This is a genomic window from Pseudomonas sp. FP2300 (assembly GCF_030687595.1).
GTDB lineage: Bacteria > Pseudomonadota > Gammaproteobacteria > Pseudomonadales > Pseudomonadaceae > Aquipseudomonas > Aquipseudomonas bijieensis.
Genome location: NZ_CP117440.1, coordinates 2,107,707 through 2,123,768, shown reverse-complemented (window position 1 = coordinate 2,123,768; position 16,062 = coordinate 2,107,707). Strand labels below are relative to the sequence as shown.

Here is a 16,062-nt window from a genome sequence, read left to right as displayed (position 1 = left end):
GGTGTTTTCGTTTGGGCCTGCCTATAATCCCGCCGGTTCCGACCGCCCTGCCCGCTACAACTGTTCATCAGCCTCAAAAGGATGTGATATGCCTGCCCTACCCTGGCCCTACCTGGCCCTCCTCTCCATTGGCTATACCCTGGCCCTGGCCTACGGCCAGCTGGCCTGGACCGCGGTCATTTCCATTGCGCTGTTGCTATTTGCCGGGTATGCGGTTCGTCAACAGCAGATGCCGGTGGGTCGGTTTCTCGGACACGTCCTTTTCGCGGTGATGGCATTGGCGTTGGCCATGCACTGGATGCCCGGGTTCTTCAATGGGCGCGTGATCCCGGCGCAACGCCTGACCGACGATGCCGCACCGTTCGCGATGTACCTGAACCAGGACAAGCCGCTGATCGGTTTCTGGCTGTTACTGGCCTGCCCCTGGATCGTCGGCCGGCGCCCATTGCGCCTGTCGGTCCAGGCCACGGCGCTGGGCCTGGCGGTGAGTGCGCTGCTGGCCCTCGGCGGAGCCGTGCTGCTGGGCATGGTCCACTGGGCGCCGAAGTGGCCGGATCACGCCTGGTTGTGGATGCTCAATAATCTTTTATTGGTGACGCTCGTGGAGGAAGCGCTGTTTCGTGGCTACATTCAGGGGAGCTTGATCCAGCGCTTCAAACATTTGGCCCATGGCGACACTCTGGCGTTGCTCCTGGCCTCGCTGCTGTTCGGCCTGGTACACGCCGGCGCAGGGTGGCAATGGGTGCTGCTGTCGGGCTTGGCGGGGGTCGGTTATGGCCTGGCGTATCGTTTTGGTGGCCTGGGTGCGGCGATTGCCACGCACTTTCTGCTCAACCTGCTTCATTTCGTCCTATTTACCTACCCGATGCTCGCGTGATAGCGACAGGCAAAAATAACTTCAACTAAAACCTGACGACGCCGACAACCTTTCATAGCCTTTCAAAGCCTTGCGGATCTACACACCATGCGTAATAACCAACCCGTCACACAACGCGAAAGGACCTTCCCGGCCCAGCAACGACTTATTTCTACCACCGACACCAAGGGCGTAATCACCTACTGCAACGATGCGTTCGTCGAGATCAGCGGGTATTCGAAGGAAGAACTGATCCGTTCGCCGCACAACCTGGTGCGCCATCCCGATGTCCCATCCGCTGTGTTCGCGCACATGTGGGGCATGCTCAAACAAGGCTTGCCATGGATGGGCATCGTCAAGAATCGCAGCAAGAACGGTGACCATTACTGGGTCAACGCCTACGTCACGCCCGTGTTCGAGGGCAATCAGGTGGTCGGCTACGAATCGGTGCGGGTCAAACCTTCCGCCGAGCAGATCAGCCGCGCCGAAGCCCTTTACCTACGCATCAACCAAGGCAAGTCCGCGGTTCCGGGCAGCGACAAATGGCTGCCGATGCTACAGGACTGGCTGCCGTTCATTCTGGTCAGCCAACTGAGCTTCGTCGTGGGTGCCTTCCTGAATTCCCACTGGGGCTTTGCCCTGGCGGCCGTGCTGTCAGTGCCCTTGGGGCTGATGGGCCTGCAATGGCAGCAACGCGGGATCAAGCGCCTGCTGCGCCTGGCCGAACAAACCACGTCCGACCCGCTGATCGCCCGGATGTACACCGACAGCCGCGGCGTCCAGGCACGCCTGGAGATGTCGATCCTCAGCCAGGAAGCGCGCCTGAAGACCTGCCTGACCCGTCTGCAGGACACCGCCGAGCACCTTAACGAACAGGCTCGCCAGTCCAATACGTTGGCCCATGACAGCTCCAGTGGCCTGGAGCGGCAACGGGTGGAAACCGAACAGGTCGCCACGGCCGTCAACCAGATGGCGGCAACGACCCAGGAAGTCGCCAGCCACGTGCAGCGCACCGCCGATGCCACCCAGGAAGCCAATCGCCTGACCAGCCGCGGCCGCGATATCGCCGGGGAAACCCGTGACGCCATCGAGCGTCTGTCGGTGGTGGTCGGCGAAACGGGCCAGACCGTGACCCAACTGGCCAAGGACAGCGACGAGATCGGCGGCGTGGTGGACGTGATCAAAGGCATCGCCGACCAGACCAACCTGCTGGCCCTCAACGCCGCCATCGAAGCGGCCCGCGCCGGGGAAATGGGCCGCGGCTTTGCCGTAGTGGCCGATGAAGTGCGGCAATTGGCCCAACGCACCAGCGAATCCACCGGGCAGATCCACGCCCTGATCGCCAAGCTCCAGCAGACCGCCACCAACGCCGTGCAGACCATGGACGCCGGCCATCGCCAGGCCGAAGAAGGCGTGGCGCGGGTCATGGAGGCGGACGCGGCGCTGGTGGGGATCAGCGAAGCAGTGGCCAACATCACCGACATGACCACACAGATCGCTGCCGCTACCGAAGAGCAGAGTTCGGTGGCCGAAGAGATCAGCCGCAACATCAGCAACATCTCGGAACTGGCCGACCAGACCTCGGGCCAGGCCCACAGCTCGGCGCTGCTCAGCGAAGAACTGACCCGGACAGCCAATACTCAGTATTCGTTGGTGGAGCGGTTTAACCGCTGATCGTTGGCTGGAACAGAAAAACCCGGACAGCGAAAGCGTCCGGGTTTTTTATTGCCTGGCGGGCCGCCATCGCGAGCAGGCTCGCTCCCACAGGGGTTGTGGGTCGCTCATTCAAATGCATTCCACTGCGGGAGCGAGCGTGCTCGCGATGAGGCCATGACTGGCAGCATCAGTCTTGAGACAGGAACCCGGCCACTCCCTGCGCCGCCGCCTCCAGATGCTGCTCATGGCTAAACCCCGAAGCCTTCAGCGGTTTCAAATCATGATCGCCCGCCACCAACCACATCACCTCGATGCCGGGTGACAATGCATATCCCTGCACCGCCTCACGATTGCCCAACGCATCGCGCTCGCCCTGGACGATCAAGGCCCGGGTCTTCAACGTCGCCAGGTGCTCGACCCGTGGTTTCTGCGGCTTGCCCACCGCATAGAAGGGATAGCCCAGGCACACCAACGCGTCGGCCCCCAATTCGTCGGCCAGCAAACTCGCCATCCGCCCGCCCATGGACTTGCCGCCAATGGCCAGCCGCCCAGCGACATAAGGCCGCACCGTGGCGTACACCTCACGCCAGCATTCCAGCAGCTTAGGTGCCGGGTTGGGTGGGCGCCGGCCCCCATCCAGGCGCCGCTGGGCCATGTAGGGGAACTCGAAACGCAACACGTTGACCCCATGCGCGGCAAGGCGCGCGGCCATTTCTTCCATGAAACCGCTGTCCATCGGAGCACCGGCACCGTGGGCCAGGATCAGGGTCGCGGGCGTGGCGCGAACGCCCGGCTGCGCGGCCGTCCACAGCCAGCCATGTTCTTCCACGCACCGCACCCATTGATCCCCGTCAATACTGGCCCTGTGCTGTTTGTCCATGCTTGCCTCGCTTTTAGTCTGCCTATAACTCCAGGCGAAGACGCCGCACTGCCTTGCGCAGGCGCTCACTTCGGCTGAACCGTGGATGGGGAACCATGAACACTTCTATCAGTACCGCCTACAACTACAAGGTGGTCCGCCAATTCGCCATTATGACGGTGGTGTGGGGCATCGTCGGCATGGGGCTCGGGGTTTTTCTCGCCGCCCAATTGGTCTGGCCACAGCTCAACTTCGATTTGCCCTGGACCAGCTTCGGCCGACTGCGCCCACTGCACACCAACGCAGTGATCTTCGCCTTTGGCGGCTGTGCGTTGTTTGCCAGTTCGTTCTACTCGGTGCAACGCACCTGCCAGACACAGCTGTTCGCGCCGAAAATCGCCGCGTTCTGCTTCTGGGGCTGGCAACTGGTGATCCTGCTGGCGGCCATCAGCCTGCCACTGGGCTACACCAGTTCCAAGGAATACGCCGAACTGGAATGGCCGATCGACATCCTGATCACCATCGTCTGGGTGGCCTACGCCATCGTGTTCTTCGGTACCGTGGCCAAGCGCAACACCAAGCACATCTACGTCGGTAACTGGTTCTTCGGCGGCTTCATCCTGACTGTGGCGATCCTGCACATCGTCAACAACCTGGAACTGCCGGTGAGCTTCACCAAATCCTACTCGGTGTACGCCGGGGCCACGGATGCGATGGTGCAATGGTGGTACGGCCACAACGCCGTGGGCTTTTTCCTCACCGCAGGCTTCCTGGGGATGATGTACTACTTCGTGCCGAAGCAGGCCGAACGTCCGGTGTATTCCTATCGCCTGTCCATCGTCCATTTCTGGGCGCTGATCACCCTGTATATCTGGGCCGGCCCACACCACCTGCACTACACCGCGCTGCCGGACTGGGCACAGTCCCTGGGCATGGTGATGTCGCTGATCCTGCTGGCGCCAAGCTGGGGCGGCATGATCAACGGCATGATGACCCTGTCGGGTGCCTGGCATAAGTTGCGCAGCGACCCGATCCTGCGATTCCTGGTGGTGTCCCTGGCGTTCTACGGCATGTCGACCTTCGAAGGTCCGATGATGGCGATCAAGACCGTCAACGCCCTCTCCCACTACACCGACTGGACCATCGGCCACGTACATGCCGGTGCACTCGGCTGGGTGGCGATGATTTCCATCGGTGCGCTGTACCACATGATCCCGAAAGTCTTCGGCCGGCCACAGATGCACAGCATCGGCCTGATCAATGCGCACTTCTGGCTCGCGACCATCGGCACCGTGCTCTACATCGCCTCGATGTGGGTCAACGGCATCGCCCAGGGCCTGATGTGGCGCGCAGTGAACGAGGACGGCACGCTCACCTACTCCTTCGTCGAAACCCTGGTGGCCAGCCACCCTGGCTTCATCGTACGGCTGGCGGGCGGGGCGATCTTCCTCCTCGGCATGCTGCTGATGGCCTACAACACCTGGCGCACCGTGCGGGCCTACCAGCCTGCCGAAGCCGCCGCTGCCGCGCAGATGGCCTGAGGAGTCCACCATGAAACACGAAACAATCGAAAAAAACGTCGGCCTGCTGATGCTGCTGATGGTCCTGGCCGTGAGCATTGGTGGCCTGACCCAGATCGTGCCGCTGTTCTTCCAGGACGTGACCAACAAGCCGGTGGACGGCATGAAGCCCTACACCGCCCTGCAACTGGAAGGCCGCGACATCTACATCCGCGAAGGCTGCGTCGGCTGCCACTCGCAGATGATCCGTCCGTTCCGCGCCGAGACCGAGCGCTACGGCCACTACTCGGTGGCCGGCGAAAGCGTCTGGGACCACCCGTTCCTGTGGGGTTCCAAGCGGACCGGACCGGACCTGGCCCGGGTCGGCGCGCGTTACTCCGATGACTGGCACCGCGCCCACTTGTACAACCCGCGCAACGTCGTGCCCGAATCGAAAATGCCGGCCTATCCGTGGCTGGTTAGCCAAGCGGTGGACAGCAGCCACACCGAAGGCAAGCTGCGCGCCATGCGCACCCTGGGCGTGCCGTACACCGACGACGACATCACGGGCAGCGTGGCCTCGCTCAAGGGCAAGACCGAAATGGACGCGCTGGTGGCCTACCTGCAAGTGCTCGGCACTGCCATCAAGAGCAAGAGGTGAGCCATGGTTCTTGAAATGAGTACAGGAATGATCCGCGGCCTGGGCACCGTCGTGGTGTTCATCGCCTTCATCGGCCTGACCCTGTGGGTATTCAGCAGCAAGCGCGGGCCGAAATTCGCCCAGGCGCGCCTGCTGCCGTTCGCCGACGAGCCGTCCGCCGATATCGCCACCCCCCAAGACCCTGCAACAAGGAGTACCCGGCCATGACCACCTTCTGGAGTACGTGGATCTGCGTACTGACCATCGGCAGCCTCATCGGCCTGACGTGGCTGCTGATCGGCACTCGCAAGGGCGAGACCAAGGGCAGCGTCGACCAGACCATGGGCCACAGCTTCGACGGCATCGAGGAGTACGACAACCCGCTGCCGCAGTGGTGGTTCCTGTTGTTCGCCGGCACCCTGGTGTTTTCCGTCGGCTACCTGGTCCTCTATCCAGGCCTGGGCAACTGGAAAGGCATCCTGCCAGGCTACGAGAACGGCTGGACCGGCGCCCATGAATGGGAAAAGGAAATGGCCAAGGCCGACGCCAAGTTCGGGCCGATCTTCGCCAAATTCGCTGCCATGCCCGTGGAAGAAGTCGCCAAGGACCCACAGGCCCTGAAGATGGGTGGCCGTTTGTTCGCCTCCAACTGCTCGGTCTGCCACGGCTCGGACGCCAAGGGCGCCTTCGGCTTCCCGAACCTGGCCGACAGCAACTGGCGCTGGGGTGGCGCTGCCGACACCATCAAGACCACCATCATGGGCGGTCGCATGGCGGCAATGCCGGCCTGGGGTGAAGTGCTGGGGGAGGCCGGAGTCAAGAACGTGGCCGCGTACGTACGCCACGACTTGGCCGGCCTGCCGCTGCCAGCGGACAGCGGTGCCGACCTGCAAGCCGGCCAGCAGGCCTTCAACACCACCTGTGTCGCCTGCCACGGGGCCAATGGCCAAGGGACCGAAGCCATGGGTGCGCCGAACCTGACGCAACCGGCCGGCTTCATCTACGGCACCAGCCTGGCCCAATTGCAGCAGACCATTCGCCATGGTCGCCAGGGCCATATGCCAGCGCAGAGTGAGTTGTTGGGCAATGACAAGGTGCAGTTGCTTGCCGCCTACGTCTACAGCCTGTCCCACACGGCCGGTGCAGAGCGCCTGCAAGCCGAACACAAAAGCGAATAAATCCTGACCGCATAAACAGCCGCATTCATCTGGATGCGGCTGTTTTGTGTCCCTGCGCGACGCATTGTCGCACCCCTCCCATAGTCTTCCTTTCGGTTCCCCGCAATCGCGTCTAAGCTTGCCTTTGCGTGCGCTGGCGACTGCCGGTTTCAGGTCGACCCGACCCGATGCGTTCGACAATCGTTCGTCAAAAAGGCCGCAAAGGCAGGTGAATACCGGCTGTTGCGACAGTTGCCTGGCATCACCCGAACGTTGTGTTCGAACACACCCCGTTACAACCGACCTGCCCCCCTCGCCTCTTTCCTTCGTTGCGACATTTTGCCGTGGGCCATTTTTGTCCCTACACGGAACATGGAAAGGCCGCAGAATCAGCTTCGGAAAGCATTGACCCAGGTCATGGCGCGTTGCAATGACCCCCCGCTTTCTCCATACTTGCGACCGATTTTTATCCTAATAAAACACCCAAACCGTGGAACCTTAGAATGAGCACAGCAATCAGTCCGACTGCTTATAACTATAAGGTAGTCCGCCAGTTCGCCATCATGACGGTGGTCTGGGGGATCCTTGGCATGGGGCTCGGTGTCTTCATCGCCTCGCAACTGGTCTGGCCGGAGTTGAACTTCGATCTGCCATGGACGACATTTGGACGCCTGCGCCCGCTGCACACCAACCTGGTGATCTTCGCCTTCGGTGGTTGTGCATTGTTTGCCACTTCTTACTACGTCGTGCAGCGAACCTGCCAAACGCGACTGATCTCCGACAGCCTCGCCGCCTTCACCTTCTGGGGCTGGCAAGCGGTTATCGTGGGTGCGATCGTGACCCTGCCACTGGGTTACACCACCACCAAGGAATACGCTGAGCTGGAATGGCCCCTGGCTATCCTGCTGGCCATTGTCTGGGTGACCTACGGTCTGGTGTTCTTCGGCACCATCGTCAAGCGCAAGACCAAGCACATCTACGTCGGTAACTGGTTCTACGGTGCCTTCATCGTCGTGACTGCCATGCTGCACATCGTCAACCACGCTTCCCTGCCGGTCAGCTTCTTCAAGTCGTACTCGGCCTACTCGGGCGCGACGGATGCGATGATCCAGTGGTGGTATGGCCACAACGCCGTGGGCTTCTTCCTGACCACCGGCTTCCTGGGGATGATGTACTACTTCGTGCCGAAACAGGCCGAACGTCCGATCTATTCCTATCGCCTGTCCATCGTGCACTTCTGGGCGCTGATCACCCTGTACATCTGGGCCGGCCCCCACCACCTGCACTACACCGCACTGCCAGACTGGGCCCAGTCCCTGGGCATGGCGATGTCGATCATCCTGCTGGCACCAAGCTGGGGCGGCATGATCAACGGCATGATGACCCTGTCGGGCGCCTGGCATAAGCTGCGCACCGACCCGATCCTGCGCTTTTTGGTGGTGTCGCTGGCGTTCTACGGTATGTCGACCTTCGAAGGTCCGATGATGGCGATCAAGACCGTCAACTCCCTGAGCCACTACACCGACTGGACCATCGGCCACGTACACGCCGGTGCGCTCGGCTGGGTGGCGATGATCTCCATCGGCGCCATCTACCACATGATCCCGAAACTGTTCGGTCGTGCGCAGATGCACAGCACCGGCCTGATCAACGCGCACTTCTGGCTCGCAACCATCGGCACCGTGCTCTACATCGCCTCGATGTGGGTCAACGGCATCACCCAGGGCCTGATGTGGCGTGCGATCAACGACGACGGCACCCTGACCTACTCGTTCGTCGAAGCGCTGCAAGCCAGCCATCCTGGCTTCATCGTCCGTGCCCTGGGCGGCGCGTTCTTCGCCAGCGGCATGCTGTTGATGGCCTACAACGTGTACCGCACCGTTCGTGCCTCTGACCCGGCTGAAGCTGAAGCCGCCGCCAAGATCGCCGTAGTTGGAGCTCACTGATGAAGCACGAAGCAGTAGAGAAGAATATCGGCCTGCTGGCCTTCTTCATGGTCATCGCCGTGAGCATCGGCGGCCTGACCCAGATCGTCCCGCTGTTCTTCCAGGACGTGACCAACAAGCCGGTCGAAGGCATGAAGCCGCGGACCGCCCTTGAACTGGAAGGCCGCGACATCTATATCGCCAACGGTTGTGTCGGCTGCCATTCGCAGATGATCCGTCCGTTCCGCGCCGAGACCGAACGCTACGGTCATTACTCGGTGGCCGGTGAAAGCGTCTGGGACCACCCGTTCCTGTGGGGTTCCAAGCGTACCGGTCCGGACCTGGCCCGCGTTGGCGGCCGCTACTCCGACGACTGGCAGCGTGCGCACTTGTACAACCCGCGCAACGTGGTGCCCGAGTCGAAAATGCCGGCCTACCCGTTCCTCGTAGAAAACAAGCTCGACGGCAAAGACACCGCCAAGAAAATGGAAGTCCTGCGCACCCTGGGCGTGCCTTACACCGACGAAGACATCGCCGGTGCCAAGGATGCGGTCAAGGGCAAGACTGAAATGGACGCGCTGGTGGCCTATCTGCAAGGCCTGGGCACCATCATCAAAAGCAAACGGTGATTTAGATGGATATCGGGATGATTCGTGGCCTGGGCACCGTCGTCGTGATGGTGGCCTTCATCGGTCTGGCCCTGTGGGTGTTCAGCCCCAAGCGCAAGTCGGAGTTTGACGACGCGACCTTGCTGCCGTTCGCGGATGATCCCGAAGCCATCAAGCACGTCGAGCAAGCTTCTAGGAGTAACAAAGAATGACTACATTCTGGAGTCTGTACGTCACAGTCCTCAGCCTGGGAACGATCTTCGCCCTGACCTGGCTGTTGCTGTCGACCCGCAAGGGCCAGCGCGCCGAGCAAACGGACGAGACCGTCGGTCACTCGTTCGACGGGATCGAGGAGTACGACAACCCGCTGCCGAAATGGTGGTTCATGCTGTTCGTGGGCACCATCGTGTTCGCCCTCGGTTACCTGGTGCTCTACCCTGGCCTGGGCAACTGGAAAGGCCTGCTGCCCGGCTATAACTACCTGGACACCGAAAAGCAGACCGCCTTCGCCAACGGCCAGACCGGCTGGACAGGCGTTCATGAGTGGGAAAAGGAAATGGCCCGCTCGGACGCCAAGTTCGGGCCGATCTTCGCCAAATTCGCCTCCATGCCGATCGAAGAAGTCGCCAAGGACCCGCAAGCCCTGAAGATGGGGGGCCGCCTGTTCGCCTCCAACTGCTCGGTCTGCCACGGTTCCGACGCCAAGGGTGCCTATGGCTTCCCCAACCTGACCGACGCCGACTGGCGCTGGGGCGGTGAGCCGGAAACCATCAAGACCACCATCATGGGCGGCCGTCACGCCGTGATGCCGGGCTGGGCTGCCGTGGTTGGCGAACAGGGCGTGGCCGACGTGGCTTCCTACCTGGTGACCAGCCTGCACGGTCGCAAACTGCCGGAAGGCGCCAAGGCCGATCCGGCCAATGGCCAGAAGCTGTTCGCGGCCAACTGCGTGGCCTGCCACGGTCCAGCCGGCAAGGGTACGCCTGCCATGGGCGCACCTGACCTGACGCATCCGGCGGCGTTCATCTACGGTTCGAGCTTCGCTCAACTGCAGCAGACCATCCGCTACGGCCGTCAGGGCCAGATGCCGGCCCAGGCCGACCTGCAAGGGAACGACAAGGTCCACCTGCTGGCGGCCTATGTCTACAGCCTGTCACACGGCGAAAAGGCTCCGGCCGCTGACGCCCAGTAAGGCAAGTAGCTGATACACCAAAGGCCCCGCCAATCCGATTGGCGGGGCCTTTTTGTTGCCGGCTGAAAAACCTGGGCAAATCTGTTGCGCTTGCCGCCCCTCCACACGAGTAGTAACGTGCCTACATTGGAATTCAAAACGAGGGCACCCCATGTCCATCACTACTATCTCCAGCCGCGAATTCAACCACGACACAAGTGGTGCCAAAAAAGCCACCCGTGAAGGGCCGGTTATCATCACCGACCGTGGCAAGCCGGCCCATGTGCTGCTAAGCATTGAGGAGTACCAGAAACTGACCGGCATCGGCACCAGCATTGTCGAGTTACTGGTCATGCCCGATGCGTCGGATATCGACTTCGAGACCGAGCGCGCCGTCATCACTCCCCGCTCGGTAGACCTGTCCTGAATGTTTCTACTCGATACCAATGTCATTTCCGAACTGCGCAAATCCCAGGCAGACAAAAACGTCCAGGCCTGGGCACGCAGCGTTCCCGCTCCCAGCCTGTATGTCTCGGCGATTACCGTACTGGAACTGGAAACCGGTGTGCTGCGCTTCGAACGCAAGGACCCGGCGCAAGGCAGCCGCCTGCGGGCATGGCTGGACAATCACGTGATGCCTGCCTTTGCCGGCAGGATCCTGGCCGTTGACCGCGCCGTCGCACTGCGCTGCGCTCGCCTGCATGTGCCTGACCGCAGCAATGAATGTGACGCTTTGATTGCCGCTACCGCCCTGGTCCATGGGCTGACCGTGGTGACCCGTAACGTGAGCGATTTCCAGAGCAGCGGCGTGGCGGTACTCAACCCGTGGTCAGGCGATGAAAAGAACCAGATCTGAAGCTTCAGCAAACCGAGCTTGAGGGCTTCTCCTGTCTACTAACTGGCCCACAATCACCCTTTCGTTTTTCGCCAGAGCAACGGGCTGTCTATAGTCAATTGATCTGGGTCATGAACTTGTTACATCCGCTACACCATTCTATGCACCGCCCCAACGCGACCAAAGGTCGCACCCTTGGGCCAGAGCGACAGGCGTATCATTGCGCCACCGCAACACCCTTTCTGACCGTGGTCGGCACGTACTGGCCCCGGCACTTTTCCACTGCCGTGGGATGCATTTGATGAGCAACCAGATTCCGGTACATGACGTTACCCCGCCTGCCAAGGACGCGACCAAAAGCGTCGACCTGTATGCCTCCCGGGAAAAAATCTACACCCGCGCCTTCACCGGCCTGTTCCGTAACCTGCGGATGCTTGGCGGAGCGTTCCTGTTCCTGCTGTATTTCGGTACGGTATGGTTGAACTGGGGCGGTCACCAGGCCGTCTGGTGGAACCTGCCGGAACGCAAGTTCTTCATTTTTGGCGCGACCTTCTGGCCCCAGGATTTCATCCTGTTGTCCGGGATGCTGATCATTGCGGCATTTGGCCTGTTTTTCATCACGGTCTATGCCGGACGAGTGTGGTGCGGCTATACCTGCCCACAGAGCGTGTGGACCTGGATCTTCATGTGGTGCGAAAAAGTCACCGAAGGCGATCGCAACCAACGCATCAAGCTCGACAAGGCCCCCATGGGCGCCAACAAATTCCTGCGCAAGTTCGCCAAGCACAGCCTGTGGTTGCTGATCGGCTTCGTCACCGGCATGACCTTTGTCGGTTACTTCACGCCGATCCGCGAACTGGTATTCGAGTTCTTCACCGGCCAGGCCGATGGCTGGTCGTACTTCTGGGTCGGTTTCTTCACCCTCGCCACCTACGGCAATGCCGGCTGGCTGCGTGAACAGGTGTGCATCTACATGTGCCCTTACGCGCGCTTCCAGAGCGTGATGTTCGACAAGGACACCTTGATCGTTTCCTACGACCCGCGCCGTGGCGAAAGCCGTGGCCCCCGCAAGAAGGGCGTTGACTACAAGGCCCTGGGCCTTGGCGATTGCATCGACTGCACCATGTGCGTCCAGGTCTGCCCTACCGGCATCGACATCCGCGACGGCCTGCAGATCGAGTGTATCGGCTGCGCAGCCTGCATCGATGCCTGCGACAACATCATGGACAAAATGGATTATCCACGCGGCCTGATCAGCTACACCACCGAACACAACCTCTCGGGGCAGAAAACCCATAAACTGCGCCCGCGCCTGATCGGTTATGCCGTGGTGCTGCTGGCCATGATCAGCCTGCTGGCGGCGGCGTTCTTCATGCGCTCGCTGGTGGGTTTCGACGTCAGCAAGGACCGGGTGCTGTACCGCGAAAACGCCGAAGGCCGGATCGAGAACGTCTACAGCCTGAAGATCATGAACAAAGACCAACGCGACCATACGTACGTCCTGGAAGCCGCCGGCCTGCCCGACCTCAAGTTGCAAGGCCGCCGGGAGATCAAGGTCGCGGCCGGCGAGATCTACAGCCAGCCGGTCGAGCTGTCCAGCGCACCTGAGCAACTGCCATCGAGCACCAACGAGGTGACCTTCATCCTCAAGGACGCCGATGACAGCAGCGTACATGTCGAAGCCAAGAGCCGGTTCATCGGCCCACAAACTCGTTGAGAGAAATGAACATGCCTGCAGCAACCGCCACCAGCCCTTGGTACAAGCACCTCTGGCCGTGGATCATCATCGCGATCCTGACCTGTTCGGTGACACTGAGCCTGACGATGGTGACCATTGCGGTGAAGAATCCGGACAACCTGGTCAACGACAACTATTACGAAGCCGGCAAGGGCATCAACCGCTCTCTGGAGCGCGAACTGCTGGCCCAGACCCTGCAACTGCATGCCAACGTGCAACTGGATGATGTGACCGGCGAAGTGAACCTGCGCCTGAACGGCGACAGCCGCCCCCAGACCCTGGAACTGAGCCTGATCTCGCCAACCCAGCCGGAGAAAGATCGCAAAATTGTCCTGACCCGCAACGACAGCGAGCCGGGGCGCTACGTCGGCCAGTTGACGGACAAGATCGAAGGCCGGCGCTTTGTCGAATTGCTGGGCGTGGAGAACGACAAGACCTGGCGCCTGTTCGAAGAAGAACAGATCAGCCACGACCAGGACATCCTGCTCGGCGATGAACCGCTGCAAGGCGCTGAAGACCTGAAGAAATAGCGGCTGCGTTTCGCGCAATCGCGAGCAGGCTCGCTCCCACATCAGGTTTATGTCACCACGACATTCCAATGTGGGAGCGAGCCTGCTCGCGAAGAGGCCTTCAGATGCCAGCAAGTTTCAATATGTGAATACCCATGACCACTCCACAGCCCTGCTACCACTGCGCCCTGCCCGTTCCTCCCGGCAGCCGCTTCACCGCCGTTGTCCTCGGTGAAACCCGCGAGCTGTGCTGCCCGGGCTGCCAGGCGGTGGCCGAGGCGATTGTCGCCGGCGGCCTGGAAAGCTATTACCTGCATCGCAGCGAAGCGTCAGCCAACCCCGACACCCTGCCTGTCCAACTGACCGATGAACTGGCGCTGTACGATCGCCCCGACGTGCAGCAATCGTTCGTGCGCCATGAAGGCGAACTGGCCGAAACCACCTTGTTGATGGAAGGCATCAGTTGCGCCGCCTGTGGCTGGTTGATCGAAAAACAGCTGCGCAACCTGCCGGCCGTGGCCGAAGCACGGCTGAACCTGTCCAATCATCGCCTGCATGTACGCTGGGCCGACGCCCAATTGCCGCTGAGCACGTTGCTCGCCGAGTTGCGCCAGATCGGCTACGTCGCCCACCCGTACCAAGCCGACCAGGCTTGCGAGCAACTCGCCGCACAAAACCGCCTGGCCCTGCGCCAATTGGGCGTGGCCGGCCTGTTGTGGTTCCAGGCAATGATGGCGACCATGGCCACCTGGCCGGAATTCAACATCGACCTGAGCCCGGAGATGCACACCATCCTGCGCTGGGTCGCGCTGTTCCTCACCACCCCTATCGTCTTCTACAGCTGCGCGCCATTCTTCAAAGGCGCCATGCGCGACCTGCGCACCCGGCATCTGACCATGGACGTTTCGGTGTCCCTGGCCATCGGCAGCGCCTACATTGCCGGGATCTGGACATCGATTACCGGCGTCGGCGAGTTGTACTTCGATGCCGTCGGCATGTTCGCCCTGTTCCTGCTGGCCGGCCGCTACCTGGAACGCCGCGCCCGGGAGCGCACCGCCGCCGCCACCGCCCAATTGGTCAACCTGCTGCCGGCCTCGTGTCTGCGCCTGGAGGCGAACGGCCAGAGCGAACGCATCCTGCTCAGCGAATTGCGCACCGGTGACCGGGTACTGGTGCATCCGGGGGCGGTCCTGCCGGCCGACGGCAAGATCCTCGATGGGCAGTCCAGCATCGACGAATCGCTGCTGACCGGCGAATACCTGCCACAACCTCGCCAAGTGGGCGATGCGGTCACTGCGGGCACGCTGAACGTCGAGGGGGCCCTGACGGTCGAGGTACTGGCCCTCGGGCAAGACACCCGATTGTCGGCCATCGTGCGGCTTTTGGAGCGGGCCCAGGCCGAGAAGCCGCGGCTGGCGGAAATCGCCGATCGTGCCGCCCAATGGTTCCTGTTGTTCTCGCTGGTCGCGGCGGCGGCCATCGGCCTGTTGTGGTGGCAGCTGGATGCCTCGCGGGCCTTCTGGATCGTACTGGCGATGCTCGTCGCCACCTGCCCTTGCGCGCTGTCCCTGGCCACACCGACGGCCCTCACCGCTGCCACCGGCACCTTGCACAAACTCGGCCTGCTGCTGACGCGCGGTCATGTGCTGGAAGGCCTGAATCAGATCGACACGGTCATTTTCGACAAGACCGGCACCCTCACCGAAGGCCGCCTGGCGTTACGCGCGATTCGGCCATTGGCGGTCCTCGACAGCGATCAATGCCTGGCCTTGGCCGCAGCCCTGGAAAACCGTTCGGAACACCCCATCGCCCGCGCCTTCGGCCGCGCGCCCTTGGCCGCCGAGCAGGTGCAGAGCACGCCGGGGCTGGGACTGGAAGGGCTGGTGGCCGCACAGCGCCTGCGCATCGGCCAGCCCGGTTTTGTCTGCGAACTGAGTGGCGCTTCCGTACCGCTGATGCCGGACGAACCCGGGCAATGGCTGTTGCTGGGCGATGAGATCGGGCCGCTGGCCTGGTTCGTCCTCGATGACCGCTTGCGCGTCGATGCCCCTGCCCTGCTGGCGGCCTGCAAGGCGCGGGGCTGGCGCACGCTGCTGTTGTCGGGTGACAGTTCGCCGATGGTTGCCAGCGTCGCTGCCGAACTGGGTATCGATGAAGCCCGGGGCGGCCTGCGCCCGGACGACAAACTGGCCGTGTTGCAACAGTTGCACCAACAGGGCCGCAAGGTGCTGATGCTCGGTGATGGTGTGAATGACGTGCCAGTGTTGGCGGCGGCGGACATCAGTGTCGCCATGGGCTCGGCCACCGACCTGGCCAAGACCAGCGCCGACGCGGTGTTGCTGTCCAACCGCCTCGACGCCCTGGTCCATGCCTTCAGCCTGGCCCGACGCACCCGCCGGGTGATCATCGAGAACCTGGTGTGGGCAGGGCTGTACAATGGCCTCATGTTGCCGTTCGCCGCCCTCGGCTGGATTACGCCGGTGTGGGCCGCGGTCGGCATGTCCATCAGTTCGTTGACCGTGGTGTTGAATGCGCTGAGGCTGACCCGTCAGCCCAAGGTGCAGGTTATCGACGCCACGCCCGATACCCGCCCGCTGCCGGCCTGAGCC

The 16,062-nt window shown here is 62.0% G+C and carries 16 protein-coding genes; 15 read left to right on the top strand and 1 reads right to left on the bottom strand.

Going from position 1 to position 16,062, the window contains the following annotated elements; all coding sequences use genetic code 11:
* Positions 1–88: 88 nt before the first annotated feature.
* Positions 89–877, top strand: coding sequence for a CPBP family intramembrane glutamic endopeptidase (locus PSH86_RS09370; RefSeq protein ID WP_116831857.1), 789 nt, complete (start codon positions 89–91; stop codon positions 875–877).
* An 87-nt stretch (positions 878–964) separates the two neighbouring features.
* Complete coding sequence (locus PSH86_RS09365; RefSeq protein ID WP_305489361.1) at positions 965–2,530, top strand: PAS domain-containing methyl-accepting chemotaxis protein; 1,566 nt, start codon at positions 965–967, stop codon at positions 2,528–2,530.
* 169 nt (positions 2,531–2,699) lie between these two features.
* Here the strand turns inward: PSH86_RS09365 and PSH86_RS09360 are convergent, their stop codons facing one another.
* Entirely contained in the window at positions 2,700–3,392 is a 693-nt protein-coding gene (locus PSH86_RS09360) for an alpha/beta family hydrolase (RefSeq protein ID WP_305489359.1), read from the bottom strand.
* 95 nt (positions 3,393–3,487) lie between these two features.
* On the opposite strand from PSH86_RS09360, the gene ccoN (PSH86_RS09355) reads away from it, so the two are divergent.
* The 13 genes from ccoN (PSH86_RS09355) to PSH86_RS09295 all read left to right on the top strand — a co-directional run bounded on the left by ccoN (PSH86_RS09355) (position 3,488) and on the right by PSH86_RS09295 (position 16,059).
* Complete coding sequence (gene ccoN, locus PSH86_RS09355) at positions 3,488–4,912, top strand: cytochrome-c oxidase, cbb3-type subunit I (protein WP_047227191.1); 1,425 nt, start codon at positions 3,488–3,490, stop codon at positions 4,910–4,912.
* A gap of 10 nt (positions 4,913–4,922) precedes the next feature.
* The gene (gene ccoO, locus PSH86_RS09350; RefSeq protein ID WP_109751563.1) at positions 4,923–5,531 is read left to right on the top strand and encodes a cytochrome-c oxidase, cbb3-type subunit II; all 609 of its coding nucleotides are present in this window, start codon (positions 4,923–4,925) and stop codon (positions 5,529–5,531) included.
* Between the two features lie 3 nt (positions 5,532–5,534).
* Positions 5,535–5,738 (top strand): CcoQ/FixQ family Cbb3-type cytochrome c oxidase assembly chaperone, encoded by a 204-nt coding sequence (locus PSH86_RS09345; protein ID WP_305489357.1) that lies wholly within the window; start codon positions 5,535–5,537, stop codon positions 5,736–5,738.
* A complete protein-coding gene (gene ccoP, locus PSH86_RS09340) occupies positions 5,735–6,688 on the top strand; it encodes a cytochrome-c oxidase, cbb3-type subunit III (RefSeq protein ID WP_116831855.1) in 954 nt (317 codons plus the stop codon). Before PSH86_RS09345 ends, ccoP (PSH86_RS09340) begins: the two co-directional genes overlap by 4 nt.
* 482 nt (positions 6,689–7,170) lie before the next feature.
* The gene (ccoN, locus tag PSH86_RS09335; protein WP_063322203.1) at positions 7,171–8,613 is read left to right on the top strand and encodes a cytochrome-c oxidase, cbb3-type subunit I; all 1,443 of its coding nucleotides are present in this window, start codon (positions 7,171–7,173) and stop codon (positions 8,611–8,613) included.
* Positions 8,613–9,221, top strand: coding sequence for a cytochrome-c oxidase, cbb3-type subunit II (gene ccoO, locus PSH86_RS09330; RefSeq protein ID WP_018925301.1), 609 nt, complete (start codon positions 8,613–8,615; stop codon positions 9,219–9,221). The genes ccoN (PSH86_RS09335) and ccoO (PSH86_RS09330) overlap by 1 nt, the downstream gene beginning before the upstream one ends.
* A 5-nt stretch (positions 9,222–9,226) precedes the next feature.
* Positions 9,227–9,412: a CcoQ/FixQ family Cbb3-type cytochrome c oxidase assembly chaperone gene (locus PSH86_RS09325; RefSeq protein WP_003183474.1), complete on the top strand. Its 186-nt coding sequence runs from the start codon at positions 9,227–9,229 to the stop codon at positions 9,410–9,412.
* Positions 9,409–10,392 (top strand): cytochrome-c oxidase, cbb3-type subunit III, encoded by a 984-nt coding sequence (gene ccoP, locus PSH86_RS09320; RefSeq protein WP_109751560.1) that lies wholly within the window; start codon positions 9,409–9,411, stop codon positions 10,390–10,392. The genes PSH86_RS09325 and ccoP (PSH86_RS09320) overlap by 4 nt, the downstream gene beginning before the upstream one ends.
* Before the next feature lie 151 nt (positions 10,393–10,543).
* Positions 10,544–10,798, top strand: a complete 255-nt coding sequence (locus tag PSH86_RS09315; protein ID WP_109751559.1) for a type II toxin-antitoxin system Phd/YefM family antitoxin — start codon at positions 10,544–10,546, stop codon at positions 10,796–10,798.
* Positions 10,799–11,227 (top strand): type II toxin-antitoxin system VapC family toxin, encoded by a 429-nt coding sequence (locus PSH86_RS09310; RefSeq protein ID WP_109751558.1) that lies wholly within the window; start codon positions 10,799–10,801, stop codon positions 11,225–11,227. It begins immediately after the preceding gene.
* A 280-nt stretch (positions 11,228–11,507) separates the two neighbouring features.
* Positions 11,508–12,923 carry a cytochrome c oxidase accessory protein CcoG gene (ccoG, locus tag PSH86_RS09305; RefSeq protein WP_109751557.1) on the top strand — a complete coding sequence of 472 codons (1,416 nt, stop codon included), beginning with the start codon at positions 11,508–11,510 and terminating at the stop codon, positions 12,921–12,923.
* Positions 12,924–12,934: 11 nt separating this feature from the next.
* A complete protein-coding gene (locus PSH86_RS09300; protein WP_109751841.1) occupies positions 12,935–13,474 on the top strand; it encodes a FixH family protein in 540 nt (179 codons plus the stop codon).
* 134 nt (positions 13,475–13,608) lie between these two features.
* A complete protein-coding gene (locus PSH86_RS09295) occupies positions 13,609–16,059 on the top strand; it encodes a heavy metal translocating P-type ATPase (RefSeq protein WP_163854660.1) in 2,451 nt (816 codons plus the stop codon).
* The last annotated feature ends 3 nt before the right edge of the window (positions 16,060–16,062 follow it).

Bases quoted from the DNA above. Each gene is read 5' to 3' on its own strand.
- PSH86_RS09315 (WP_109751559.1), top strand. From the start codon at position 10,544: ATGTCCATCACTACTATCTCCAGCCGCGAATTCAACCACGACACAAGT.
- ccoN (WP_047227191.1), top strand. From the start codon at position 3,488: ATGAACACTTCTATCAGTACCGCCTACAACTACAAGGTGGTCCGCCAA.
- PSH86_RS09310 (WP_109751558.1), top strand. From the start codon at position 10,799: ATGTTTCTACTCGATACCAATGTCATTTCCGAACTGCGCAAATCCCAG.
- ccoN (WP_063322203.1), top strand. From the start codon at position 7,171: ATGAGCACAGCAATCAGTCCGACTGCTTATAACTATAAGGTAGTCCGC.
- ccoP (WP_109751560.1), top strand. From the start codon at position 9,409: ATGACTACATTCTGGAGTCTGTACGTCACAGTCCTCAGCCTGGGAACG.
- PSH86_RS09370 (WP_116831857.1), top strand. From the start codon at position 89: ATGCCTGCCCTACCCTGGCCCTACCTGGCCCTCCTCTCCATTGGCTAT.
- ccoO (WP_109751563.1), top strand. From the start codon at position 4,923: ATGAAACACGAAACAATCGAAAAAAACGTCGGCCTGCTGATGCTGCTG.
- PSH86_RS09365 (WP_305489361.1), top strand. From the start codon at position 965: ATGCGTAATAACCAACCCGTCACACAACGCGAAAGGACCTTCCCGGCC.
- PSH86_RS09300 (WP_109751841.1), top strand. From the start codon at position 12,935: ATGCCTGCAGCAACCGCCACCAGCCCTTGGTACAAGCACCTCTGGCCG.
- ccoP (WP_116831855.1), top strand. From the start codon at position 5,735: ATGACCACCTTCTGGAGTACGTGGATCTGCGTACTGACCATCGGCAGC.
- ccoO (WP_018925301.1), top strand. From the start codon at position 8,613: ATGAAGCACGAAGCAGTAGAGAAGAATATCGGCCTGCTGGCCTTCTTC.
- PSH86_RS09325 (WP_003183474.1), top strand. From the start codon at position 9,227: ATGGATATCGGGATGATTCGTGGCCTGGGCACCGTCGTCGTGATGGTG.
- PSH86_RS09295 (WP_163854660.1), top strand. From the start codon at position 13,609: ATGACCACTCCACAGCCCTGCTACCACTGCGCCCTGCCCGTTCCTCCC.
- PSH86_RS09345 (WP_305489357.1), top strand. From the start codon at position 5,535: ATGGTTCTTGAAATGAGTACAGGAATGATCCGCGGCCTGGGCACCGTC.
- ccoG (WP_109751557.1), top strand. From the start codon at position 11,508: ATGAGCAACCAGATTCCGGTACATGACGTTACCCCGCCTGCCAAGGAC.
- PSH86_RS09360 (WP_305489359.1), bottom strand. From the start codon at position 3,392: ATGGACAAACAGCACAGGGCCAGTATTGACGGGGATCAATGGGTGCGG.